Annotated in this window: 20 protein-coding genes; 11 read left to right on the top strand and 9 right to left on the bottom strand. The window is 61.0% G+C overall.

Annotated elements, in window-relative coordinates; all coding sequences use genetic code 11:
• Nucleotides 1-290 precede the first annotated feature (290 nt).
• From J2Y90_RS03720 to J2Y90_RS03700, 5 genes are all read right to left on the bottom strand, one after another.
• A complete protein-coding gene (locus tag J2Y90_RS03720) occupies nucleotides 291-1,454 on the bottom strand; it encodes a gamma-butyrobetaine dioxygenase (RefSeq protein ID WP_253496637.1) in 1,164 nt (387 codons plus the stop codon).
• Between the two features lie 25 nt (nucleotides 1,455-1,479).
• Entirely contained in the window at nucleotides 1,480-1,956 is a 477-nt protein-coding gene (locus J2Y90_RS03715; RefSeq protein ID WP_253496634.1) for a thioesterase family protein, read from the bottom strand.
• 135 nt (nucleotides 1,957-2,091) lie between these two features.
• Nucleotides 2,092-3,057 (bottom strand): L-carnitine dehydrogenase, encoded by a 966-nt coding sequence (locus tag J2Y90_RS03710; RefSeq protein WP_253496631.1) that lies wholly within the window; start codon nucleotides 3,055-3,057, stop codon nucleotides 2,092-2,094.
• Nucleotides 3,058-3,198: 141 nt separating this feature from the next.
• The gene (locus J2Y90_RS03705; protein WP_253496628.1) at nucleotides 3,199-4,086 is read right to left on the bottom strand and encodes a 3-keto-5-aminohexanoate cleavage protein; all 888 of its coding nucleotides are present in this window, start codon (nucleotides 4,084-4,086) and stop codon (nucleotides 3,199-3,201) included.
• Nucleotides 4,087-4,204: 118 nt separating this feature from the next.
• Nucleotides 4,205-5,149, bottom strand: coding sequence for a choline ABC transporter substrate-binding protein (locus tag J2Y90_RS03700; RefSeq protein WP_253496625.1), 945 nt, complete (start codon nucleotides 5,147-5,149; stop codon nucleotides 4,205-4,207).
• Between the two features lie 190 nt (nucleotides 5,150-5,339).
• Between J2Y90_RS03700 and J2Y90_RS03695 the strand changes: the two genes are divergently transcribed.
• Nucleotides 5,340-6,284, top strand: coding sequence for a GlxA family transcriptional regulator (locus J2Y90_RS03695; RefSeq protein WP_042606628.1), 945 nt, complete (start codon nucleotides 5,340-5,342; stop codon nucleotides 6,282-6,284).
• A gap of 94 nt (nucleotides 6,285-6,378) precedes the next feature.
• Here the strand turns inward: J2Y90_RS03695 and J2Y90_RS03690 are convergent, their stop codons facing one another.
• From J2Y90_RS03690 to J2Y90_RS03675, 4 genes are all read right to left on the bottom strand, one after another.
• Nucleotides 6,379-6,795, bottom strand: a complete 417-nt coding sequence (locus J2Y90_RS03690) for a DUF3010 family protein (protein WP_253496622.1) — start codon at nucleotides 6,793-6,795, stop codon at nucleotides 6,379-6,381.
• A gap of 29 nt (nucleotides 6,796-6,824) precedes the next feature.
• A complete protein-coding gene (locus J2Y90_RS03685; protein WP_253496620.1) occupies nucleotides 6,825-7,148 on the bottom strand; it encodes a helix-turn-helix domain-containing protein in 324 nt (107 codons plus the stop codon).
• Nucleotides 7,132-7,386 (bottom strand): type II toxin-antitoxin system RelE family toxin, encoded by a 255-nt coding sequence (locus J2Y90_RS03680; protein WP_122699694.1) that lies wholly within the window; start codon nucleotides 7,384-7,386, stop codon nucleotides 7,132-7,134. The genes J2Y90_RS03685 and J2Y90_RS03680 overlap by 17 nt, the downstream gene beginning before the upstream one ends.
• Before the next feature lie 191 nt (nucleotides 7,387-7,577).
• Nucleotides 7,578-7,979, bottom strand: a complete 402-nt coding sequence (locus J2Y90_RS03675; protein ID WP_253496617.1) for a lysozyme inhibitor LprI family protein — start codon at nucleotides 7,977-7,979, stop codon at nucleotides 7,578-7,580.
• A 231-nt stretch (nucleotides 7,980-8,210) separates the two neighbouring features.
• Here J2Y90_RS03675 and J2Y90_RS03670 point away from each other — a divergent pair, with 231 nt between their 5' ends.
• The 10 genes from J2Y90_RS03670 to J2Y90_RS03625 all read left to right on the top strand — a co-directional run bounded on the left by J2Y90_RS03670 (nucleotide 8,211) and on the right by J2Y90_RS03625 (nucleotide 24,389).
• Nucleotides 8,211-9,188 carry a dipeptidase gene (locus tag J2Y90_RS03670; RefSeq protein ID WP_253496615.1) on the top strand — a complete coding sequence of 326 codons (978 nt, stop codon included), beginning with the start codon at nucleotides 8,211-8,213 and terminating at the stop codon, nucleotides 9,186-9,188.
• 103 nt (nucleotides 9,189-9,291) lie between these two features.
• Nucleotides 9,292-9,822, top strand: a complete 531-nt coding sequence (locus J2Y90_RS03665; protein WP_039757633.1) for a 4-vinyl reductase — start codon at nucleotides 9,292-9,294, stop codon at nucleotides 9,820-9,822.
• 15 nt (nucleotides 9,823-9,837) lie between these two features.
• Nucleotides 9,838-11,898, top strand: coding sequence for a dimethylglycine demethylation protein DgcA (gene dgcA, locus J2Y90_RS03660; RefSeq protein WP_253496612.1), 2,061 nt, complete (start codon nucleotides 9,838-9,840; stop codon nucleotides 11,896-11,898).
• A 164-nt stretch (nucleotides 11,899-12,062) separates the two neighbouring features.
• Entirely contained in the window at nucleotides 12,063-14,012 is a 1,950-nt protein-coding gene (gene dgcB, locus J2Y90_RS03655) for a dimethylglycine demethylation protein DgcB (protein ID WP_253496609.1), read from the top strand.
• On the top strand, nucleotides 14,012-15,232 hold the full coding sequence (gene etfA, locus J2Y90_RS03650) for an electron transfer flavoprotein subunit alpha (protein WP_253496605.1): 1,221 nt from the start codon (nucleotides 14,012-14,014) through the stop codon (nucleotides 15,230-15,232). The genes dgcB and etfA overlap by 1 nt, the downstream gene beginning before the upstream one ends.
• A 9-nt stretch (nucleotides 15,233-15,241) precedes the next feature.
• Complete coding sequence (etfB, locus tag J2Y90_RS03645) at nucleotides 15,242-16,012, top strand: electron transfer flavoprotein subunit beta (RefSeq protein ID WP_253496601.1); 771 nt, start codon at nucleotides 15,242-15,244, stop codon at nucleotides 16,010-16,012.
• Between the two features lie 131 nt (nucleotides 16,013-16,143).
• A complete protein-coding gene (locus tag J2Y90_RS03640; RefSeq protein WP_253496598.1) occupies nucleotides 16,144-16,710 on the top strand; it encodes a GNAT family N-acetyltransferase in 567 nt (188 codons plus the stop codon).
• Between the two features lie 950 nt (nucleotides 16,711-17,660).
• Nucleotides 17,661-21,113 (top strand): GMC oxidoreductase, encoded by a 3,453-nt coding sequence (locus J2Y90_RS03635; protein WP_253496595.1) that lies wholly within the window; start codon nucleotides 17,661-17,663, stop codon nucleotides 21,111-21,113.
• 137 nt (nucleotides 21,114-21,250) lie between these two features.
• On the top strand, nucleotides 21,251-23,119 hold the full coding sequence (locus tag J2Y90_RS03630; RefSeq protein WP_253505044.1) for a hypothetical protein: 1,869 nt from the start codon (nucleotides 21,251-21,253) through the stop codon (nucleotides 23,117-23,119).
• A gap of 25 nt (nucleotides 23,120-23,144) precedes the next feature.
• The gene (locus tag J2Y90_RS03625; protein ID WP_253496592.1) at nucleotides 23,145-24,389 is read left to right on the top strand and encodes a metallophosphoesterase family protein; all 1,245 of its coding nucleotides are present in this window, start codon (nucleotides 23,145-23,147) and stop codon (nucleotides 24,387-24,389) included.
• Nucleotides 24,390-24,480 lie beyond the last annotated feature (91 nt).

Raw genomic sequence — 24,480 nt, 5'->3', positions numbered from 1 at the left:
GTGGCCGGGACGACTATGAACAGGTCGTTTTCGGCTAACCGACTGAATGGGCGAGTAGGCAAACTGGCCCCAGCTCGCTTCACGAAGGTTTGGTCACCCTCGCCTGGCAGCTCCTCAACAGTACCCTCCTCAGCTCCGATCCTGTCACGGCTTGATCGGAGTTTTTTTTGCCTGTGATTCAGTTAGTAGCGCGTTGTTTGGACTGACGCTTTCGCGAGCAAGCTCGCTCCCACAGTTGAAATGCATTCCAATGTGGGAGCGAGCTTGCTCGCGAAGGTCGATGACGCGGTCTATCTTTGTAACACCAGAATCCGCGACAACAGCTCATCCCGGTCGACATAGCAGCCCTGAAAATGCCGCGCCCCGGTCGCCGGGTCAAAGGCATTGCGCGCATGCAGCGTGCGACGGTTGTCAAAGCACCACAACTCTCCCGGATTGAGCCGCTGTATCAGCCGAAATCTCGGCTCGCGGGTCATCGCGATAAAGCGTCGATAGGCTCGATAGAGCAACGGCATCTGCGCCACCGACGTCTCGAACGCCCCGCGCAGAAAGTTCGCCATGCGAATCTCCGCCACCCGCCCCAACGCATCCACAGCGATGATCGGCGCCAGGCAGCGATAGTCGCTGTAGCGGTCCTTGTTGCGAAATTCCACAGGGATTTCACACAGCGCCTGAAACAGCTGCGGTTCCTCCAGGCGCAAGGCGTCGGCAATCGCAAAACCATCGACGAAAATGCTCTCGCCACCCTCGGCATCGTTCACCAGGCAATGTAGAAATTGCAGCCCCGGTTGCAACTCGCGAGTCGGCAAATCCGTGTGCAATGGCAGGTTGAAGGCGGTGTAGGCGTTGCTGTCGGCGTCGGCTTTGGACTGCACATTGAACAGCACGCCGAAATTGCTTTCGCGGATAAAGGAAATCCGTTGCGCGATGAGCTTCAGCGAGCCCGGCTCGGTGGGCACGCCCCGCACTTGAGTCAGGCCGACGTCACGCACGGCGAGCAACCATTGCAGCAGCGCAGCGTTGTCGTTCATCAGAGCGGCGTATTCGAACACCGGCAGCTGCAGATCGCTATGCCACAAACGGCTCTGCGGTTTGCCGGCCAGGCGTTCGGCGCGGGACTCGTCGTCATAGGCGTGAGCGCGCAACCAGCCCGGATCGAAGCGGCTGAGGTGACCATCCTGCCAGTCGATGCGCAGGCAGCCGTCGGTGTCGATGCGCGTGGCCAGCGGTTGCAGATCCTCGGCGGCATCGACGCTCTCGAAGACCTGCTCGCGGGTGACGCTGTAGACGCAGCGATCACACGGGCAGTTGTCTCGCAACCAGACATGGTGAAACGGGCTGACACGACTGTCAGCCCATTCGATGACAACGCGATCCGCCAGACCCTGCACGCCACGCAGCGCGCTGATCAACGGATAAGTACGAAAATCGGCAACAGCGACGGCGGTGTTCATGGCGGCTCCTTGGCAGTGGGCGGATTTACCGGGCGGGTGGCAGCGCGATCACGCGGCCGATGTAAGCGGGAGCGGGCAGGTCGGTTTGCTCAGCGACGATGGCCTGCAGGCGATGCAGCGTATCGGGGCTGAACGGCGCCGAGCGCGGGCCGGCGAGGTCGACGTGCAGGAGCATCTGTTCGTTGCCGGCCAGCGCTTGCTCATCGCCGACCTTGTGCAGGCTGTGGTAGAGGTGCAGGCGCTTGCTGTCGTGGCCGATGATTTGCGTGCGCACTTCGACCTCGGTGTCGAGCTTCACTTCGTGCAGGTAATTGAGGTGCAGTTCGAGGGTGAACAGCGAATGGCCGCTGGCTTCGCGGTTGCTGCTGTCCATGCCGAGACGGTCCATCAGCGCGTCGGTGGCGTAGCTGAAGATCAGCAGATAGAAAGCATCGCGCAGGTGGCCGTTGTAGTCGACCCAGTCGGGGATGATGGTGGTTTGGTAGGTGGTGAGGTGGGGCATGGTTTCTCCTGGCGGCGATCGTTCCCACGCTCTGCGTGGTAACGCCTCTTGTGACGCTCTGCGTCACGCTTCTGGGACGCGGAGCGTTCCCGGGCTGCATTCCCACGCAGAGCGTGGGAACGATCAGGTAGCGGATTACTCGCTGAAACTCATCCCGTGCTTCTCTTTGGTGGTCTTCACCGCCTCAAGCACCGCCAGCAAACAATCATCACGATAGCGCTCCAGCGCCGAAATGCTGTGCCGACCGAGCTGATCAGTGGTGCCATCGACCACATCGTCGATCAACTTGTCGGTCAGCTCCGGCGCTGGCAGGTACGTCCACGGCAACTGCAACGCCGGGCCGAATTGCGACATGAAGTGGCGCATGCCGGCATCGCCGCCGGCCAGGGTATAGGTCAGGAAAGTGCCCATGAACGACCAGCGCAGGCCGGCGCCAAAACGAATCGCATCGTCGATCTCCCCAGTGGTCGCGACACCGTCATTGACCAGGTGCAGCGCCTCGCGCCACAGCGCTTCAAGCAAGCGATCGGCGATGAACCCCGGCACTTCCTTGCGCACATGCAACGGACGCATGCCGAGGGATTCGTAGACTTGCATCGCCGCTTGCACCGCTTCCGGCGCGGTGTTTTTGCCACCGACCACTTCCACCAGCGGCAACAGATAGACCGGGTTGAACGGATGCCCGACCACGCAGCGTTCAGGATGCGTCGAGCTCTCGTAGAACTCGCTGGGCAATAGGCCCGAAGTGCTCGAGCCAATCAAGGCGTCGGGCTTGGCGGCGGCGCTGATTTTGCTGTGCAGATCGAGTTTCAGTTCCAGCCGCTCAGGGGCGCTCTCCTGAATGAAATCGGCGTCGCGCACGCATTCCTCGATGGTGGCGACAAAGCGCAGACGATCCTGCGAAGCGCCCGGCGCCAGGCCGTTCTTCTCCAGCGCGCCCCAGGCATTGGCCACGCGCTGGCGCAACGCCGCTTCGGCGCCGGGCGCCGGGTCCCAGGCCACTACATCGAGACCGTGGGCGAGCGCGCGGGCGACCCAGCCACTGCCGATGACACCGCTGCCGAGAGCGGCGAAGGTATTGATTTCGGTGATAAAGCTCATGGCGACATTCCTGAATAGTTCGGCGATCACTGTGGGAGCGAGCTTGCTCGCGAAGGGGGCGTTACATCCGCAGCATCTTCATCAGCAGAGCCATCGCATTCGCGAGCAAGCTCGCTCCCACAGGGTTTTGAGGTGGGGCAATTAACCGCGCTGGGTCAGGCCCATTTTCTTCCGGCCTTCCGCCGGTGTGAGCACGCGGGCGCCGAGGCGGCTGAGGATCTCCGTGGCGCGCTCAACCAATTGGCCATTGGTCGCCAGCACACCCTTGTCCAGCCACAGGTTGTCTTCCAGCCCGACCCGCACGTTGCCGCCGAGCAGCACTGCTTGCGCCGCCATCGGCATCTGCATGCGGCCGATGCCGAACCCGGCCCACACCGCGTCGGCGGGCAGGTTGTCGACCATGGCCTTCATGGTGGTGGTGTCGGCCGGCGCGCCCCACGGGATGCCCAGGCAGAGCTGGAACAGCGGATTGTCGAGCAAGCCTTCCTTGATCATCTGCTTGGCGAACCACAGATGCCCGGTGTCGAAAATCTCCAGCTCGGCTTTCACCCCCAGTTCGGTGATGCGCTTGGCGCCGGCGCGCAGTTGCGCCGGGGTGGAGACGTAAATGGTGTCGCCGTCGCCGAAATTCAGCGTGCCGCAATCGAGGGTGCAGATTTCCGGCAGCAGCTCTTCAACGTGGGCGAGACGGGTCAGCGGGCCGACCAGATCGGTGTTCGGGCCGAACTCCATCGGCTTCTCGCCAGCGCCGATTTCCAGGTCGCCGCCCATCCCGGCGGTCAGGTTGACGATGATGTCGACGTCGGCCTCGCGAATACGCTCCATCACTTCGCGATACAGCGCCACGTCACGGCTGAACTTGCCGGTCTGCGGATCGCGCACATGGCAGTGCACCACGGTGGCGCCAGCCCTGGCCGCTTCCACCGCTGCAGCGGCGATCTGTTTCGGGGTGACCGGCACGTGCGGGCTCTTGGCGGTCGTGTCGCCAGCACCGGTGAGTGCGCAGGTGATGATGACGTCGTGGTTCATGGTGCGTTTCCTTCAGGCGTGATGGGTCTGTCCGCAGCCCGTGGCGGGGCTGCGAAGCGTCGTTACATTCCCTCTCCCTCGGGAGAGGGCTAGGGTGAGGGGGCTTTTGATCGCCAGGTTATTTGCTGGTCAGCTGGAGGTTTTCAGCGGCCGGTTTGCCATCGAACGTCGTCACACCTTCGAGCCAGCGCTGCTTGTCTTCGGGGTGATCCTTGAGCCATTGCCTGGCCGATTCGAAGGCATCCTTGTGGTCGAGCAGCGGCTGCATCATCCGGCTCTCTGCTTCGGCGGTGAAGGTCAGGTTGGTCAGCAGGCGGCCGATGTTCGGGCATTGCTCGGCGTATTTCGGTGAAGTGACCGTCCACACCGTAGCCATGCCTTCGTTCGGGCCAAGGGCATCTTCGCTGCCGGTCAGATAGGTCATCTGAATGTTGACGTTCATCGGGTGCGGCGCCCAGCCGAAGAACACCACGGCTTCCTTGCGGCGCACGGCGCGATCGACAGCGGCGAGCATGCCGGCCTCGCTCGATTCGACGAGCTGGAATTTGCCGAGGCCGAACTGGTTCTTGGCGATCATCGCCTTGATCTGCGTGTTGGCGCCCGAGCCGGGCTCGATGCCGTAGATCTTGCCGCCCAGTTCTTTCTCAAATCTGGCGATGTCGGCAAAGGTTTTCAGGCCCTTGTCGGCCAGGTAGGTCGGTACGGCAAGGGTGGCGCGCGCGTCCTTCAGGCTTGGCGCCTCGAGCACCTTCACCTGATTGGCCTCGACGAACGGCGTGATGGTCTGCGTCATCAGCGGGTTCCAGTAGCCGAGGAACAGGTCCAGGCGCTGATCGCGAATCCCGGCGAAGATGATCTGCTGGGAGGCGCTGGTCTGTTTGGTGTTGTAGCCGAGGCCGTCGAGCAGGACCTGGGTCATGGCACTGGTGGCGATCACGTCAGTCCAGTTGACCACACCCATGCGTACGTTCTTGCAGGAGGCCGGTTCGGCCGCCATCACGCCGGTGCTGAAGAAAGCGGTACCGCTGAGTGCAAGAACGCAGCTGCTGATCAGTCGTTTCATGTCGGGTTCCTCGGCAGTTCGATTATTGTGGTTCCCGGCATCTGCGCGCCGGTGAGGCCAAGTTACGCAGCTATGCGCCCGTGAAAGCGCACTGCGGCGACTGGCATTTGCACTGTAGCGACCTGCGCGCTTGAACGCCGCTGACAATCGGCGTATCAACGAGCCACGCGTCCGCCAACCGAGTGCGCCCATGTCCCAGGATTTCTACTTTTTGCTGATGCCGGGGTTCTCCGCCATCGGCTTTATCTCCGCGATCGAACCGCTACGGGTGGCCAACCGCTTTCGTGGCGAGCTTTACCGCTGGCATGTGCTCAGCGCCGATGGCGGCGCGGTACTGGCAAGCAACGGCATGTCGGTCAACGCCGATGCGGCGCTGGAGCCGCTGAAAAAAGGCGCAACGTTACTGGTGGTGGCCGGGTTCGAACCGCTGAAATTCATCACGCCGACACTGGAGCATTGGTTACGCAGGCTGGACAAGGACGGCGTGACCCTCGGCGCCATCGACACCGGCAGCTTCGTCCTCGCCGAAGCAGGTCTGCTCGATGGCCATCGCCTGACCCTGCACTGGGAGGCGATCGATGCGTTCAAGGAATCTTATCCACAGCTCAGCGTCACCCAGGAACTGTTCGAGATCGACCGGCGGCGGATCACTTCGGCGGGTGGCACGGCGTCGATTGATCTGATGCTCGACCTGATCGCCCAGGCCCACGGCCCGCAACTGGCGATCCAGGTCAGCGAGCAGTTTGTGCTCGGGCGCATCCGCCCGCGCAAAGACCACCAGCGCATGGAGGTCGCCACGCGCTACGGCATCAGCAACAAGAAACTGGTGCAGGTGATCGGCGAGATGGAACAGCACAGCGAACCGCCGCTGAGCACGCTGCAACTGGCGGAATCGATCAAAGTGACCCGGCGGCAACTGGAGAGGTTGTTCCGGCTGCACCTGAACGATACGCCGAGCAATTTCTATCTGCGGTTGAGGCTGGAAAAGGCCCGGCAATTGCTGCGCCAGACCGACATGAGCGTGCTTGAAGTCAGCATCGCCTGCGGCTTCGAGTCACCGTCGTACTTCACCCGCAGTTACCGTGCCCGCTTCGCCCGCTGTCCCCGCGAAGACCGGCGTACCGCGCAGGCCTGAAATCAAAAGATCGCAGCCTTCGGCAGCTCCTACTTTGGAATGCATTTCCCTGTAGGAGCTGCCGAAGGCTGCGATCTTTTGACCTTGCTCTTGATTATTTCTTCACCAACGCCGAGCACGCCGCCTTGTAAGCCTCATGCTGATACTTGTTCAACGTCCCCGGCAGTTCGAAATTGTGCTTCTTGGCCTGCGCATTGATCGTCTGCGGCGACAGCAGCGTCACCTCACAACCATCAAGCAACTGAAACACGCCCTCTATCTTGAACGTCGTCGGCCCACCGGCAAACTCACCCTTTTTGCTGCGCTTCTTGATCGTAATCCGGTCCACCGAGTTCTCCCGCACAAACGATGCCACCTGCGCCGCGAACCGCCGCACGTTCGCCGCCTCGTCATCGTCATCCAGAGCAATCTTTTTCGTGGCGAGAGGGACGTGGCTCAACGTCGAACCGTCGAGCGCCGCCACGGCGATGATCGCTTCGCTGCCTTTGATTTCAATGCCGCAGATGTTCATGGGAAATTCCTTGAAGTGAATAGGGCAGCTTACAGCTCTAGCTGATTGGCGGTGATGCCGAACGCCGACGCAATTTTCTCGCGGGTGGCCTTGCGCGGCTTGGCGACTGTTTCCTGCTGGGCAAACGCCGGTTGTGAGATGCCCATGCGCTTCGCCACTTCTTCCTGCGTCAGGTTGAGATGTTCGCGCCATGCGCGGATCGGTGTCGCGCCATCAACGATTCGACTGACCACCTCATGGGGAATCAGATCGGGCTGTATTTTCTGTGCGACATATTGAGCGTAGGGGATAACCACGAACGCAGGGTTACCCTCGGCGTCATTGATTATTTGAACGTCAGTAGGTGCGTTCATCACGTTTTTTGACCTCTTGAATACTGACCACTTTGATTGCGCCATCCCAGTCGAACATAACTCGATAATTGCCGACACGCAGTCGGTAAGCGTAGTCATGACCAACCAATGCTTTTACGTTGCCAACATCGGGCATGTCGGCAAGCGCCGTGACGGCGTCGCGAACCTTCCCTTGGTGCACGGAATGCAATTTCAAAAGCTGCTTAACAGCTTTGCGAGTCCAGTGGATGCTGTTCATAGAACAATATAAGTCTTTTATAAGATTCGCGAATCTTTACTTATATTTTCCAGTGACCAATAAACAAGGCGTGTCGGCATGTTGCGTGGGCGCGTCATTCTTCGCTATCAAAGCGAAGCGTGTGGGCCCGATAGCAATGGTTCAGCAAGAAGTTCCGTTGATGAGGCCGCGGTAGCCTTCTAAAATTTCGATCACTCCTGCCCGATCGACTCCAAAAACTCCGACCGTTCATCACTCATCCGCGCCACACAATCATTCTGCGCAATGGTGAACGCTTTACTCCCCGTCGTAGCCGGAAAGGCTTCCACCGCGCAATCGGCATCCCGCGTCTTCAACCACTGCTGCTGGGCGGTTTTCAGTTTGGCGGTGATGTCGGCCAGTTGCGTCGGGTTCTTGCCGTAGGCGGCCTGCATGCGTTCGTTGAGGCTGGCGTAGTTGTCTTTGAGCAGGTCTTCGGCGGTGGTGCGGCTGTAGGCGGAACATTCCAGGGTCTGGATGTCGTTTTCCACCGCGTCGCACGGGTTGTTCTCGGATTCTTCGGCGGCGTGAACGCCGGTCGCAATCAGTGCCAGGGCGAGGAAGATCGATTTCATTGGGGTCGCTCTAATCCGTGGGTGTGTGCAGGCTGCGGCAGATTCTGGCGCAAGCGCGCGGGCTTGAACAGCCAGCCGAGGAGGGCGGCTGACGACCCTTTGTCGCGGATTGACGCTTTCGGCAATTCCCCTGTCGTTTTTGCACCCGGTCGCCCCGGCACCGAGGCATATGCTGGCCCCAAAGCGCCGGCAGACGATTCGGCGCATGAATCGCCAATAAGGGGACGCCTGATGAGCCCAGCCGAATTACACGCCGACAGCATCGTTATCGACGGTCTGATCATTGCCAAATGGAACCGCGAGCTGTTCGAAGACATGCGCAAGGGCGGTCTGACGGCAGCCAACTGCACTGTGTCGGTGTGGGAAGGCTTTCAGGCGACCGTGAATAACATCGCTGCCAGTCAGAAACTGATCCGCGAAAACAGCGACCTGGTGATGCCGGTGCGCACCACCGCCGATATCCGTCGCGCCAAGGAGCAGGGCAAGACCGGCATCCTCTTCGGCTTCCAGAATGCCCACGCTTTCGAAGACCAGATCGGCTATGTCGAGGTGTTCAAGCAGCTCGGCGTCGGCATCGTGCAGATGTGCTACAACACTCAGAATCTGGTCGGCACCGGTTGCTACGAGCGTGACGGCGGGCTGTCGGGTTTCGGTCGCGAGATCGTCGCCGAGATGAACCGCGTCGGCGTCATGTGCGACCTGTCCCACGTCGGTTCCAAGACGTCCGAAGAAGTCATCCTCGAATCGAAAAAACCGGTCTGCTACTCGCACTGCCTGCCGTCGGGTCTCAAAGAGCACCCGCGCAACAAATCCGACGCAGAACTGAAGTTCATTGCCGACCACGGCGGTTTTGTCGGCGTGACCATGTTCGCGCCGTTCCTCGCCAAGGGCATCGATTCGACCATCGACGATTACGCCGAAGCCATCGAATACACCATGAACATCGTTGGCGAAGACGCCATCGGCATCGGCACCGATTTCACTCAGGGTCATGGTCAGGATTTCTTCGAATACCTGACCCACGACAAGGGCTACGCCCGCCGCCTGACCAGCTTCGGCAAGATCATCAACCCGCTGGGCATCCGTACCGTCGGCGAATTCCCCAACCTCACCGAGACCCTGCTCAAGCGCGGCCATTCCGAGCGCGTGGTGCGCAAGATCATGGGCGAGAACTGGGTGAAAGTCCTCAAGGACGTCTGGGGCGAATAACGCTTTCACGACCGCCGCCGAACTGCCCCCTCTCCTGCGGGAGAGGGCTGGGGTGAGGGCCGCGGCCACCACTGAACCATAATTTTTCTGGAGTTAAGTTTCCATGGCCAAGATCGCCCCGCAATTGCCTATCGAAGTCGACAGCGAGACCGGTGTCTGGACCTCCGACGCCCTGCCAATGCTCTATGTGCCGCGTCACTTTTTCGTCAACAACCACATGGGCATCGAGGAAGTTCTGGGCGCTGAAGCCTATGCGGAAATCCTCTACAAGGCCGGCTACAAATCCGCCTGGCACTGGTGCGAAAAGGAAGCCGAATGCCATGGCCTGGAAGGCGTCGCAGTGTTCGAGCACTACATGAAGCGCCTGTCGCAGCGCGGCTGGGGCCTGTTCAAGATTCAGGACATCGACCTCGACAAAGGCACCGCCAGCGTCAAGCTTGAGCACTCGGCATTTGTGTATGTCTACGGCAAGGTCGGGCGCAAGGTCGATTACATGTTCACCGGCTGGTTCGCCGGCGCCATGGACCAGATTCTCGAAGCCCGTGGCAGCAAGATCCGTACTGTGGCCGAACAAGTCTACGGAGGCTCCGAAGAGGGCCACGATGACGGCTTGTTCATCGTCAAGCCGTTGTAAGCCGAGGACCGTGCCATGGCTTTCGAAGCAATGTTCCAGCCGATCCAGATCGGCAAACTGACCATCCGCAACCGCGTGCTCAGCACCGCGCACGCCGAGGTCTACGCGACTGACGGTGGCATGACCACCGACCGTTACGTCAAGTATTACGAAGAGAAGGCCAAGGGCGGCATCGGCCTGGCCATCTGCGGCGGTTCGTCCGTCGTGGCCATCGACAGCCCGCAGGAATGGTGGAGTTCGGTCAACCTGTCCACCGACCGGATCATTCCGCACTTCCAGAATCTGGCCGACGCCATGCACAAGCATGGCGCCAAGATCATGATTCAGATTACCCACATGGGCCGTCGCTCGCGCTGGGACGGTTTTAATTGGCCGACGCTGATGTCGCCGTCGGGCATCCGTGAACCGGTGCACCGCGCAACCTGCAAGACCATCGAGCCGGAAGAGATCTGGCGGGTGATCGGCAACTACGCTCAGGCGGCGCGCCGGGCCAAGGCCGGTGGCCTCGATGGCGTCGAGCTGTCGGCCGTGCACCAGCACATGATCGACCAGTTCTGGAGCCCGCGCGTCAACAAGCGGACCGACGAATGGGGCGGCAGCTTCGAAGGGCGGATGAAGTTCGGTCTGGAAGTGCTCAAAGCGGTGCGTGCCGAGGTCGGTGACGATTTCTGTGTGGGCATGCGCCTGTGCGGTGATGAGTTCCACCCGGACGGCTTGTCCCACGAGGACATGAAGCAGATCGCCAAGTATTACGACGACACCGGCATGCTCGATTTCATCGGCGTGGTCGGCTCGGGTTGCGATACCCACAACACCTTGGCCAACGTGATTCCGAACATGAGTTATCCACCGGAGCCGTTCCTGCATCTGGCTGCCGGAATCAAGGAAGTGGTCAAGGTGCCGGTGCTGCACGCGCAGAACATCAAGGACCCGAACCAGGCCACGCGGATTCTCGAGGGCGGCTACGTCGACATGGTCGGCATGACCCGCGCGCACATCGCTGACCCGCACCTGATCGCCAAGATCAAAATGGGCCAGATCGACCAGATCAAACAGTGCGTCGGCGCCAACTATTGCATCGACCGCCAGTATCAAGGTCTCGATGTGTTGTGCATCCAGAACGCCGCGACGTCCCGTGAATACATGGGCGTGCCGCACATCATCGAGAAATCCACTGGGCCGAAACGCAAAGTCGTAGTGGTCGGTGCCGGCCCTGCGGGGATGGAAGCTGCGCGTGTGGCTGCCGAGCGTGGCCACGACGTGACCTTGTTCGAGAAGAAGGAATTCATCGGTGGGCAGATCACTACTGCATCGAAAGCGCCGCAGCGCGATCAGATTGCCGGCATCACCCGCTGGTTCCAGCTGGAACTGGCGCGGCTGAAAGTCGATCTGCGCCTGGGCACGGCGGCGGATGCCGACACCATCAAGGACCTGCGTCCGGATGTCGTGGTGCTGGCGGTTGGCGGTCATCCGTACCTTGAGCAGAACGAACACTGGGGCGCCGCCGAAGGGCTGGTGGTCAGCAGCTGGGACGTGCTCGACGGCAAAGTCGCACCGGGCAAGAACGTGCTGGTCTACGACACCATTTGCGAGTTCACCGGCATGTCGGTCGCCGACTTCCTCGCCGACAAGGGCAGCCAGGTCGAGATCGTCACCGACGACATCAAACCGGGCGTGGCCATCGGCGGCACGTCGTTCCCGACCTACTACCGCAGCATGTACCCGAAAGAAGTGATCATGACCGGTGACATGATGCTGGAGAAGGTCTACCGCGAAGGCGACAAGCTGATCGCGGTGCTGGAGAACGAATACACCGGCGCGAAAGAGGAGCGGGTGGTCGATCAGGTGGTCGTCGAAAACGGCGTTCGCCCGGACGAGGAAATCTACTACGCCCTCAAGGACGGCTCGCGCAACAAGGGCCAGATCGACGTCGAAGCGCTGTTCGCGATCCAGCCGCAGCCTTCGCTGAGCGAAGCGGGTGACGGCTACTTGCTGTTCCGCATCGGCGACTGCGTGGCGCAGCGTAATACACACGCCGCGATCTACGACGCACTCAGACTGTGTAAAGACTTCTAAAGGCTTGCACACAACCCTGTGGGAGCGAGCTTGCTCGCGAAAGCGGTGGATCAGTCGACATCGATGTTGAATGTCAGTCCGCCTTCGCGAGCAAGCTCGCTCCCACAGTGACCGAGTAAGGTAACTCGACCTGCAAGACCCTGCGGTCTTTGGGAGCAACACCTATGTTGAACACCCTTCTTCCAATTCTGTTGTTCGCAGCCATCGGCCTCGCTGCCCTCGGCGCGTTGCGGCGGATGAACATGTGGCGCCGGGGGCGGGCGGCGAAGGTCGATCTGCTCGGCGGTCTGCTGGCCATGCCCAAGCGCTACATGGTCGACCTGCACCACGTCGTCGCGCGGGACAAATACATTGCCAACACCCACGTCGCCACGGCGGGCGGTGCGGTGGCGTCGATTGTGCTGGCGATCCTTGTGCACGGCTTCGGCCTGCATAACCGCATCCTCGGCTACGCCTTGCTGCTGATGTCGGCGGTGATGTTCGTCGGCGCGATCTTCATGTACCTGCGTCGGGTCAATCCGCCTGCGCGTCTGTCGAAAGGCCCGTGGATGCGTCTGCCGAAAAGCCTGCTGGCGTTCTCGGCGTCGTTTTTCCTGGTGACCCTGCCGGTCGCCGGGATCCTGCCGGAAAACTTCGGCGGCTGGCTGCTCGCAGTCATCCTCGGTGTTGGCGTGCTGTGGGGCGTATCGGAGCTGTTCTTCGGCATGACCTGGGGCGGGCCGATGAAACACGCCTTTGCCGGTGCTCTGCACCTGGCCTGGCACCGTCGCCCGGAACGTTTTGGCGGTGGTCGCTCGACCGGTTTGAAACCGCTGGACCTGAATAATCCCGATGCGCCATTGGGCGTGGAAAAACCCAAGGATTTCACCTGGAACCAGTTGCTCGGTTTCGACGCCTGCGTGCAGTGCGGCAAGTGCGAAGCGGCTTGCCCGGCCTTCGCCGCCGGTCAGCCGCTCAATCCCAAGAAGCTGATTCAGGACATGGTCGTCGGTCTTGCTGGCGGCACTGACGCGAAGTTCGCCGGCAGCCCGTATCCGGGCAAACCAGTCGGCGAGCATTCAGGCAATCCGCACCAGCCGATCGTCAACGGTCTGGTCGATGCCGAAACCCTGTGGTCGTGCACCACCTGCCGCGCCTGCGTCGAGGAATGCCCGATGATGATCGAGCACGTCGATGCGATCGTCGACATGCGCCGTCACCTGACCCTGGAAAAAGGCGCGACGCCGAACAAGGGCGCCGAAGTCCTCGAAAACCTGATCGCCACCGACAACCCCGGCGGTTTCGCCCCGGGCGGGCGGATGAATTGGGCGGCGGATCTGAACCTCAATCTGCTCAGCGAAAAGAAATCCACCGACGTGCTGTTCTGGGTCGGCGACGGCGCCTTCGATATGCGCAACCAGCGCACCCTGCGTGCCTTCGTCAAAGTGCTGAAAGCGGCAAAAATCGACTTCGCCGTGCTCGGTCTCGAAGAGCGTGACAGCGGCGACGTCGCCCGCCGTCTCGGCGACGAAGCAACGTTCCAGCAGCTCGCCAAACGCAATATCCAGACATTGGCCAAATACAGCTTCAACCGCATCGTCACCTGCGATCCGCACAGTTTCCATGTGCTGAAAAACGAGTACGGCGCGTTCGACGGCAATTACCTGGTGCAGCACCACAGCACCTACATGGCCGAGATCATTCAGGCCGGTGCGCTCAACCTCGGTCAGCACAAAGGCACCAGCGTGACCTATCACGATCCGTGCTACCTGGGCCGCTACAACGGCGAGTACGAAGCACCGCGAGAAGTGCTGCGTGCGCTCGGCATCGAAGTCAAAGAGATGCAACGGTCCGGTTTCCGCTCGCGCTGCTGCGGCGGCGGTGGTGGCGCGCCGATCACCGACATTCCGGGCAAACAGCGCATCCCCGACATGCGCATGGAAGACATCCGCGAGACCGGCGCCGAGCTGGTGGCGGTGGGTTGTCCACAGTGCACGGCGATGCTCGAAGGTGTGGTCGAACCGCGTCCGCTGATCAAGGACATCGCCGAACTGGTGGCCGACGCGCTGCTCGAAGACGCCGCGCCAAGCAAGCCTGCCACGCCGGCCAAACGTGAACCAGCGGAGGTGCATTGATGAGCGACATTATCCGCCGCGACCCGCGCGCCGAATGGATTGCGCGCAACCGCCTGCACCCGCTGCACGCGGCGATGCAGCCGGCGCAGCACAGTTGGATGGGGCCCAATGGCGTCATCCGCAAGAATCTGCACGGCATGGGTTTTATCGGCCCCAATGGCGTCAAACGGATCGACCGCAGCGGCGCGCAACAGGGCGGGGCGGTCAAACGCTCGGCTGCTGTTGAAGTGCAGTTGCCGCTGCATCAGGTACCGGCTCCGGCGTTCTACATCAGCGTGGTGCCGGATATGGTCGGCGGCCGCCTGAGCAGCCACGATCGCGATCTGCTCGGCCTCGCTCACCAACTGGCCGGCACGGACGGCGCGGTGCTGGCGGTGGTTTTTGGTGAGCACAAGGAAAGCGCTTTCGAAACCGCTGGCGTCGATCGCCTGCTGGTGCTCGAAGGCGAGCATTTCAGCGGTTATGCACCGGAACAACGGGTGCAGGGTTTGCGCGCTGTGGATAACCAGTTCAACCCGCGTCACTGGTTGCTGCCGGACAGCCGCAGCGGCGGCGGTGAACTCGGCCGGCGCTTTGCCGCAGCCTTGGGCGAACGCCCGGCTACACGGGTCTGGCAGGTCAAGGATCAGAAATGCATCGGCCGCGCCGGTGCCGGGTTGCAGGACCTGGCGCGTCCGGTCGCACGGTTGATTCTCGCCGCTGCCGAATGCGCAGAACCGGTCAGCGAAACCCGTCACGAAGCATTGCCGGTGGAGTTATCCACAAGCGTCGCGCGCAGCCTGTCGCGAATCGAAGATCTCGGCGCGGTGGCGGTGGATCCGGCGGCGATCCCGATGGCCGAGGCCGAGTTCATTTTCTCCGGCGGCAATGGCGTGAAGGACTGGGCGCTGTTTCATGAAACGGCGGCAGCCCTCGGCGCTACCGAAGGCGCGTCGCGGGTGGCGGTGGACGATGGCTTCATGGCCCGTGATCGCCAGGTTGGCGCGTCCGGCACCTGGGTCACCGCGCGGGTCTATGTGGCTGTGGGTATCTCCGGAGCGATCCAGCATCTGCAAGGCATTGGCGCCTGCGACAAGGTGGTCGCGATCAATCTTGATCCGGGTTGCGACATGATCAAACGCGCCGACCTCTCGGTGATCGGCGAAAGCGCAGAGATTCTGCAAGCGTTGATCGAAGCGGTCGCGGCTTACCGCAACGAAGCCAAGCGCGATGCGGCTTAAGGAAACGCTATGAACACAAACGTTATCAGTCTGGTTTCAATCGGCGCTCACCCGACTTCCGGCCGCCCGCGCCGCGCCGATCAGGATGCCCGCGCAGTGGAACTGGGTCTGCAACTGGCTGGGGATAACCTGCAAGTGCTGCACGCCGGCGACGTCGCCGAACCGGCATTGCGCGCCTATCTGGGCATGGGCCTGGAACAGCTGCATGTACTGGAGCAACCCGCTGGCGCCGACGCCTTGCCGGCGCTGACCGCGTATCTGCGCGATGCCGGGGCGCAGGTGGTGCTGACCGGCAGTCAGGCGGAAACCGGTGAAGGCTCGGGGATGTTGCCGTTCCTGCTGGCGGAAGGTCTGGGCTGGCCGCTGGTGGTGGGCCTGGCGCAGGTCGAGTCGATCACTGACGGTTCGGCGCTGGTCCTGCAAGCTTTGCCGCGTGGGCCGCGGCGGCGCCTGAAGGTCAAACTGCCGTTTCTGGCCACTGTGGATAACGCCGCGCCGAAGCCTCGACAGAGCGCCTATGGCCCGGCGCGGCGAGGGATTCTGGAGGCTGATGAGGTTGAAGTCGTCGACGATGAGCTCTTGTCTGTCGCCACTCTGCAACCGGCCAAACCACGGCCCAAACGCCTGAAAGTGATCAAAGCCAAAAGCGGCGCCGACCGCATGAAGGCTGCGACCGCCAAAGCCAGTGGCGGCGGCGGGCAAGTGCTGAAGGGTGTCACCCCGCAGGCCGGTGCCGAAGCGATCCTCAAGTTGCTGATCGAGGAAGGCGTGGTCCGCTGACCCCCGCAACCATTGCTCGTGGGGGCGGGCCGACAGCTGTCATTGGTTGACACGAAAAACCTGGCGCTTCTGTTTGCGGCCGGTTTCAAACGCAGGGTAAAAAGCCACTCACCCCACAAGGAGTCAACTGAATGACCGTCAAGTTTCGCCCTGCCCGGCGCTCGGATGCGCGCGACATTGCGCGTCTGTTTCAGATTTCCTCGGAAGGCGCCTCGGATTACATCTGGAGCCAGTTGGCGGAGCCTGGGGAGGCGCTGCTGGATGTCGGCGAGCGCCGTTATGCCCGCGACGATGTGGATTTCTCCTGGCAGAACTGCATGGTCGCCGAGGCCGAAGACCGGGTCGTTGGCATGATGCACAGTTATGCGATGCGCGAGGATCCCGAGCCGACGCCGTCCACTGATCCGGTGCTGGCACCGTACGCCGATATGGAAGTGCCCGATTCGTTGTACATCTCCAGCCTGGCGCTGCATGAAGACTGGCGCAATCGGGGCCTGGGTGTGCAGTTCCTCGAGCATGCTCAGGCGCGCGCTGATCAGATGGCGCTAAACGGCCTGAGCCTGATTGACTACGCGGCCAACACCGGTGCGCGGCGATTTTATGAGCGCCATGGCTTCCGCATCATCAAGACTTGCCAGGTCACGCCGCATCCGCTGATTCGGGTAACCGGAGAAGCCTATCTGATGCACCGCGCTTAGCGTTGGGTTATCCACCGGACAGCGGTTACGCACAATCCCTGTTGGTCAGTCTGTGGATAACGTGTTCGCCCTTCATCACAGGTCACGCAAACCGTGGCCTGCAGCCCGCAGATCAAAAAACAACCAACCTAACTTACGGTTTTTACGAGGTTTTTCTGCGGGATAACGCCACAAGTTGCCCCCAATCTCTGTTGGTGCTTCTGTGGATAAGATGTTCGTTGCCCGCTGGGAGCCTTATAAACCGAGCCCTGTACGGGATTGGTCAATATTTGATCGCTTTGCGCCTTTCAGCCTCGAATTCATCTGTAAGCCCTGGTTATTCGCAGGTTTGAGCTTTTTTCCACAGGCGTGGCAAAGTTACCCCCGAACTCTGTTGGCGCTTCTGTGGATAACGTGTTCACTATCCTCCACAGGCCATTAAAATCATGGCTTGCAAAGATATGATTAAAAAACAATCAATGTTCCGCGCAAACGCTTGTTCTGCATAAGTCACGATTTTTCTACACAAATCAGGCGGTTATTTTTCCAGTCATTCACATTTACCCCCATTTGCTGTGGGTGGCTATGTGGATAACTTGTTCGCCAAACCTGGCAAGCCCCGCCCAGCTTAGTCCAAACGGCAATTGATCAGATTTCATACAGTTCTAAGGCATGGCCTTGACTTCGATTCCTGTGCTGTCTTCACTGCAGTTGCACAAGGACAGCCGTCATTTATCCACATCAGGTTCTGGGAGAACGCATGATGGATAGCCAGCCGCACCGCCCCCCGCCCTCGCCACGCAAGCGCACGCTCCGACGCGCTGCCAATCAGCACGCTCGCCTGTAGCGCGCCACACCCGCCAGACCGCTGTGCTGTCGCCGGATTAGCTCCGGTGGCCAGGTGCCCGTTCGCCCATTGATTGCAGGCAACCGCAGAGTTGCCCCATCTGCCTGATTAGAGGAACCACTTCATGACACGGATCGCAACGCCCATCAGCGAGATCAAGGAACACTACGAGGTGATTGTCATTGGTTCAGGCTACGGCGGCGGCATTGCTGCCTCGCGCCTGTCCCGTGCCGGCAAGCGTGTGTGCCTGCTCGAACGCGGTCGGGAAATCCAGCCCGGCGAATACCCCAACACCATGATCGCCGCCACCGAGGAACTGCAGGTGCATGACCCGGACGGGCATATCGGTTCGCGTACCGGGTTGTTCGATTTGCACGTGAACGCCCAGCAAAACGTCGTGGTCGGTTGCGGCCTCGGCGGCACGTCGCTGATCAATGCCAACGTTGCCCTTGAGCCGGAGCCCGGCGTATTCGACGATCCGCGCTGGCCGCAAGCGGTGCGAGAACACCGTGATACGTTGCTCAAGGACGGTTACGCCCGCGCCCGGGAGATGCTCAAGCCCAACCCTTACCCGAGCACTGCACCGAACCTGCCGAAACTAGACGCCAACAAGAAGTCCGCCGATTACCTCCAGCAGGGTGCGCATTTCTACAAACCGCCGATCAACGTGACCTTCGACAAACTGCCGAACAATCTCAACCACGTCGGCGTCGAGCAACTGCCGTGCAACCAGTGCGGCGACTGCGTGTCGGGCTGTAACAACAAGGCCAAGAACACCACGCTGATGAACTATCTGCCGGACGCCTGGAACCACGGCGCGGAGATTTTCTGTCAGGCCGAAGTGCGGCATCTGGAGCGCAACGGTGATGGCTGGATCGTGCACTTCCAGTACCTGGACAGTGGTCGCGAGTTGTTCAGCGCACCGACTTTGTTCGTGAAGGCCGACATCGTCGTGGTTTCCGCCGGCACCCTCGGCTCCACGGCAATTCTTTTGCGCTCACGCGACAAAGGTGTGGCGATGTCCGGCCAGCTCGGCGAGAACATGAGCGGCAATGGCGACATTCTCGGCTTCGGTCACAACTGCGAGCAGACCATCAACGGCATCGGTTTCGGTGCGCACCCGGCCAAGGAGCTGCACCCGGTCGGCCCGTGCATCACCTCGGTCATCGACATGCGCACCGAAGGCGACTGGCGCAGCCGCATGGTCATTGAGGAAGGTTCGATCCCCGGCGCCCTCGGCCGACCGATGGTGCCGGCGATGGCCGGGTTTGCCGAGATGATCGGCGTGGCCACTGACGAGAGCTTCAGTGGCAAGTTGAAGTACAAGGAACGTGAAGCCGAAAGCTTCCTGCGCGGCCCTTATTACGGCGCACTGCACAACATGCAGACCTACCTGATCATGAGCCATGACAGTGGTCAGGGGCGGATGGTCCTCGACAGCAAGGATCAGCTGCGCATCGATTGGCCGGGTGTTGGCGAGCAGGAGAACTTCAAACTCGGTAACGAACGTTTGCACCAGAGCACCAAGGCATTGGGCGGAGTGTGGGTGGAGAACCCGATCTGGACCAAACTGCTCAAGCACAGCATCGTTTCGGTACACCCGCTGGGCGGTTGCGTGATGGGTGAAGACGCGGCGCAAGGTGTGGTCAATCACAAGGGCCAGGTGTTCAGCGGCGCCAGTGGCAGCGATGTTTACGCCAATCTGTACGTGACCGATGGCGCGGTGATTCCGACCTCGCTGGCGGTCAATCCGCTGCTGACCATCTCTGCCGTGAGTGAGCGCAACATGGGCCTGCTCGCCGCCGACCGTGGCTGGCAGATCGACTACACGCTGCCTTCTGCGCCGCGCAAACCGGTGGCGCCGCCCACCCTCGGCGTGCAGTTCACGGAAACCATGAAAGGCTATTTCTCCCGCGCCTTCACGGCGGCGCAGAGCACCGACCTGAAAGTTTATGAAGCAGCGGCCAAGCGCGGAGAGGAGGACAACTCGCCGATCGACTTCACCCTGACGATCACCGCCAGCGACATGAACCGGATGATCAAGGAGCCGGAACACGCGGCGACCATTGTCGGCACGTTGAACGCCCCGGCACTGTCACTGCAACCGCTGACCGCCAGCAACGGCGTGTTCAACCTGTTCGAACAATTCGAGCAGCAGGTCGATACGCGCCATATGAAATACGACATGAAACTGACCGCCGAGGACGGCAACGACTATTTCTTCAGCGCCTTCAAAACCGTGCCGGAAGACAACGGCGTGCTGAATATCTGGCACGACACCAGCACGCTGTACGTGACGCTGTATCGCGGGCCGGACAAGTCGGGCGAGGTGATCGGCTCGGGAGTGATGCACATTCACCCGACCGATTTCGCCAAGCAGATGACCACCATGAAAGTGCTCAATGCACGCAATGAACGTGAGCGCATCGAAGGCCTGGCGCGGTTCGGCAAGTTCTTCGCCGGGATTCTCTGGGAGAGTTATGGCGGGGTGTTTGCCGGCGATATCTACTTCAACCCCGACGCGCCGCCACGGCTGAAACGACCGCTGGATGCGCCAGCCCCGACGGTGCATTTCTTCCCCACCGAGGATGGCGTCGAACTGCGTCTGACCCGTTATCAGGCCGGGAGCAAGGGACCGGTGATGCTGGTGCATGGCTTGGGTGTCGGGTCGAATATTTTTTCCACCGATACCATCCAGACCAATCTGCTGGAGTACCTGTGCAAGCACGACTACGACGTGTGGTTGCTGGATTTTCGCGTGAGCATTTTGCTGCCAGCGAGCAAGAAGGAGTGGAACGGCGATCAGATCGCCCGCTACGACTTCAAGGCGGCCATCGCGCAGATACAGCAGGAAACCCACGCCCGTGATGTGCAATGCGTGGTGCATTGCTACGGTGCAACGACCTTCTTCATGTCGCTGCTCGCCGGTTTGCAGGGCGTGCGTTCGGTGGTCTGCTCACAAATTGCCGCAGACACCGTGGTCGCCACCGCGACGGGTTTGAAAGCCGGATTGCACCTGCCGGGCATGCTCGATGCGATCGGCATCAAGTCGATGACCGCTTACGCCGACAGCAAGGAAAACTGGTTCAACAAACTCTACGACAAGGCCCTCAATGGCTACGCGCGGATCGAGGCGCAGGGTTACTGCACCAACCCGGTGTGTCACCGCATCACCTTCATGTACGCGTCGTTGTATCGCCACGACACCCTCAACGAAACCCTGCACGACAACCTGCACGAACTGTTCGGCGAATCGAATATCGAGACGTTCGAACATCTGGCGCTGATCGTGCGCAAAGGGCATCTGGTGGATTTCAAAGGCAACGATGTGTACATGCCGCACTTTGATCGGCTGACCATGCCGATCTGCTTTATCAGCGGCGCCGACAACCAGTGTTATCTGCCGGAAAGTACGCTCAAGACCTACCAGCGAGTGTGCGAAGTCAACGGGCCGGAGCGCTACAGCCGGCAGGTGGTGCCGGGCTACGGCCATATCGACTGCATGTTCGGCAAGAACGCGGTGGTCGATGTTTACCCGATCATCCTTGAACACCTGGAGAAAACGGCCCTCGGCTGACTGCAGACCGAGTCGACCGCTTCGCGAGCAAGCTCGCTCCCACAGGGGCACGCATTCCAGTTGTAGGAGTGAGCCTGCTCGCGATAGCGGGTTATCAGGCGCTGCATTTCTCCGGTCTGCACAAGGAAATGGATGACATGGACAGCTACATCCGCTGGTTTCAACGCTTCATCTGGATCGGCATTGCGATGAACATGGTGTTCGCCATCCCCGCGCTGTTCGCGCCGGGCTTGCTGACATCGGTGGTCGGGCTGCCGCCGCAACTCTCCGACCCGTGGCTGGAAAACGCCGGGATGCTGCTGGTCGGCATCAGCGTGTTGTACATGCCGTCGGGCTTCAACGCGCCGCGCTACGTGGTGCATTCCTGGCTGTGCGTGCTGACGCGGTTGATCGCCGTGATCTTCTGGATTTACCTGATCAACACCAGCACCCAGGGCTCGCTGTTCGTGCCGATGTTGATGGGCGATCTGAGCTTCTTTCTGATCCTCGGCATTTTGCTCTACCTCGGCACCACGCCGGCGAACCGACCATGGGCGCTGCTGTGCGATGGCTGTCGCGAATGGCGCGCGGCATGGCAGCGGCGATGGCAGAGCCACGCCTTCAAGGTCGGCACACTGGTGGTGGTCGCGGTGCTCGGCTTCATCGGTTACGAGACCTGGTATCAGATGCTCCGCGTCGTTCCTGAACAGGAGTATGCCTCCGACGAAGACCACTACAAGTACGCCGCCATTGGCCTCGGCATCGAAGCGCGCATTCCCTATTACCTGTTCGCGGTGCTGCCGCAAATGTGCCCGGAGAAGATGCCAAAACCCGGCGGCTGGGAGGTGTTCGGCTTCCTCTTTGAAAACGGCAAGGACCTGCCGATCGGCATGGCCAAACGGCAGATCGGCTACCCGACCGTCGAGCCGAACTGCGCGCTGTGCCACACCGGTTCCTACCGCGCCAATGCCAGCGACGTCGCCGTCAACGTGCCGAGCGCGCCGGCCAACACTCTGCAACTGCTAGCCTTCCAGTGGTTTGCCTACGATTGCGCCAGTGATCCGAAATTCACCACCGACGCGGTGATGGCGGCGATCAACGGAAAATTCCAGCTGGGCTTTTTCGAGAAACTCTACAACCGCTACCTGATCATGCCGATGGCCAAAAGCGCCTTGCTCAAGCAGAAGCAGGCCTACGCCTGGCAGAAGCTGCGCCCGCAACAGGGGCCGGGCCGCACCGATACCTTCAACCCGACGAAAATGGTGGTGTTCGGCTTCCCGGATGACTCGACCATCGGCACCGTCGACCTGCCGCAAGTGTGGAACCAGAAACCCCGGGAATCGATGTACCTGCACTGGGATGGCAATAACAACAAGATTCACGAACGCAACTACGCCGCCGCGATGGCCGTGGGTGCGACGCCGGAATCGGTGCTGCCACCCAGCTTCAACCGCGTGACCAACTGGCTGCTCGGGCACAAGGCACCGGCGTGGCCGTGGGCGCTGGATCAGGCCAGGGTTGCCCAGGGCAAGCCGATCTGGGAGGCCAACTGCGCGGCTTGTCATGATTTTGGTCGTGCCGATACCGGCCAGGTCACCACCGAAATCGACCAGCTCGGCACCGATCCGCACCGGCTCGACTCGTTCACCACGGGGCTGGTCGCAGCATTCCACACCTTCAAGAAGCCGCCGTTCGACTTCGGCGCGTATCGCAAGACCCAGAGCTACAGCAACACGCCCACCGACGGCGTCTGGTTGCGCGCGCCCTACCTGCACAACGGTTCGGTACCGACATTGTGGGACTTGCTGCAACCGCCGGAAAAACGTCCGCAGGTGTTCATCACCGGCTCGGACATCTACGACCCGGTAAACGTCGGTTTCGTCACCAGCGGCGCCCAGGCCAAAGCCTCGGCCGACTTCAAATACGACACGCGCCTGGAGGGCAACCACAACAGCGGTCACCTGTACGGCACGACCTTGTCGGACGACGACAAACGCGCGTTGATCGAATTCATGAAAACCCTGTGAACCCTTACGGAGAGAGGATTACGCCATGTCACTGGTCAGTCATCTGGAACACGAATATGACAAGGTCAAATTGCGCATTCACGGCTTGTTCACGCGCATGGAAATGGCCTGGATGAAGCTCATCAGCGAGCTGGAGCCGCAGGAATTTCAGGCGATCATCAAGCTGTTGCAGCGCGGCCACGATCAGGCGCATTACGTGCTGAAAAACGGCGAATTGCCGACTGACGAGCCGGCGGTGCCGTGGGAGTTGGCCCATGGTCTGTCGATCCTGCGCATCGGCAATGCCACGCCGTTGCCGCAGTCCACCGATCAACTGGCGACCCGGGTGCTCAAGGACGGCAGCCTGCTCGGGTGCCGCAAGTGGGAACTGCTCGATCTGCTGTGGAGCGAGGCGCTGCTGAAGTGGATCGAAAACCTGCGCCATCACGCAACGTTCGGCACTGACCCGGCGGTGGTGCAAATGGATCGCGACGTGACCCTGGCGATTGCCGGCGACTGGGGCACCGGACCGTTCGACAGCCATGCGCCGGCGGTGTCGGTGGCCAACCAGATGCAACTGGCCCAGGCCGATTTCACCATTCATTTGGGCGATGTGTATTACGCCGGCAGTCATTCCCAGGAAGACGTCGACATGGCGGGTTGGCCGATGGGCTCACACGGCTCGTTCACCCTCAACTCCAACCACGAGATGTACAGCGGCGCCCATGGCTACTTCAAGGAACTGGCCAAGCAATTTCCCGGACAACAGGGCACCAGTTATTTTGCCCTGATCAATGATGACTGGCTGGTGGTCGGGCTGGATTCTGCCTATGCGTCTGATGCGATGAATCTGTACATGGACGGCACCCTGAACGAGCCGCAGATCCAGTGGATGAAAGGTCTGCCGAAACGCAAAAAACTCATGGTGCTCAGTCATCATCAGGGCTTCGATATTTCCGGGCACCACAAGACGGCGCTTTATCAACCGGTGTGCGATGCGCTGGGGCGCGAGCCGGATTACTGGTATTGGGGGCATCTGCACAACGGCATCGTCTATGCGCAGCAGGGCGGTCTGCATGCGCGCTGTGCCGGGCACGGGGCGATTCCCTATGGCAATGCCAGCGAGCTGAACGGGCATGCGCGGGTGTTGTGGTCGGAGACCCAGGATGCCAACGACCCGGCGTATCCGCTGCGGGTGTTGAATGGGTACGCGAAGATCAGGCTGGTGGGGGAGGAGATTTTCGAGGAGTTTATTGGCGAGGATGGCAGTGTGAGGTGGTCATCCAAATGAGGCGGTGACTGGGCCGGCCTCTTCGCGAGCAGGCTCGCTCCCACAGGTGAAACGCATTCCAAATGTGGGAGCGAGCCTGCTCGCGAAGCTG

The organism is Pseudomonas koreensis, from assembly GCF_024169245.1.
GTDB classification, from domain to species: domain Bacteria; phylum Pseudomonadota; class Gammaproteobacteria; order Pseudomonadales; family Pseudomonadaceae; genus Aquipseudomonas; species Aquipseudomonas koreensis_F.
Note: the sequence above shows the minus strand (reverse complement) of the source record. Positions and strands in the feature narration are given on the sequence as shown.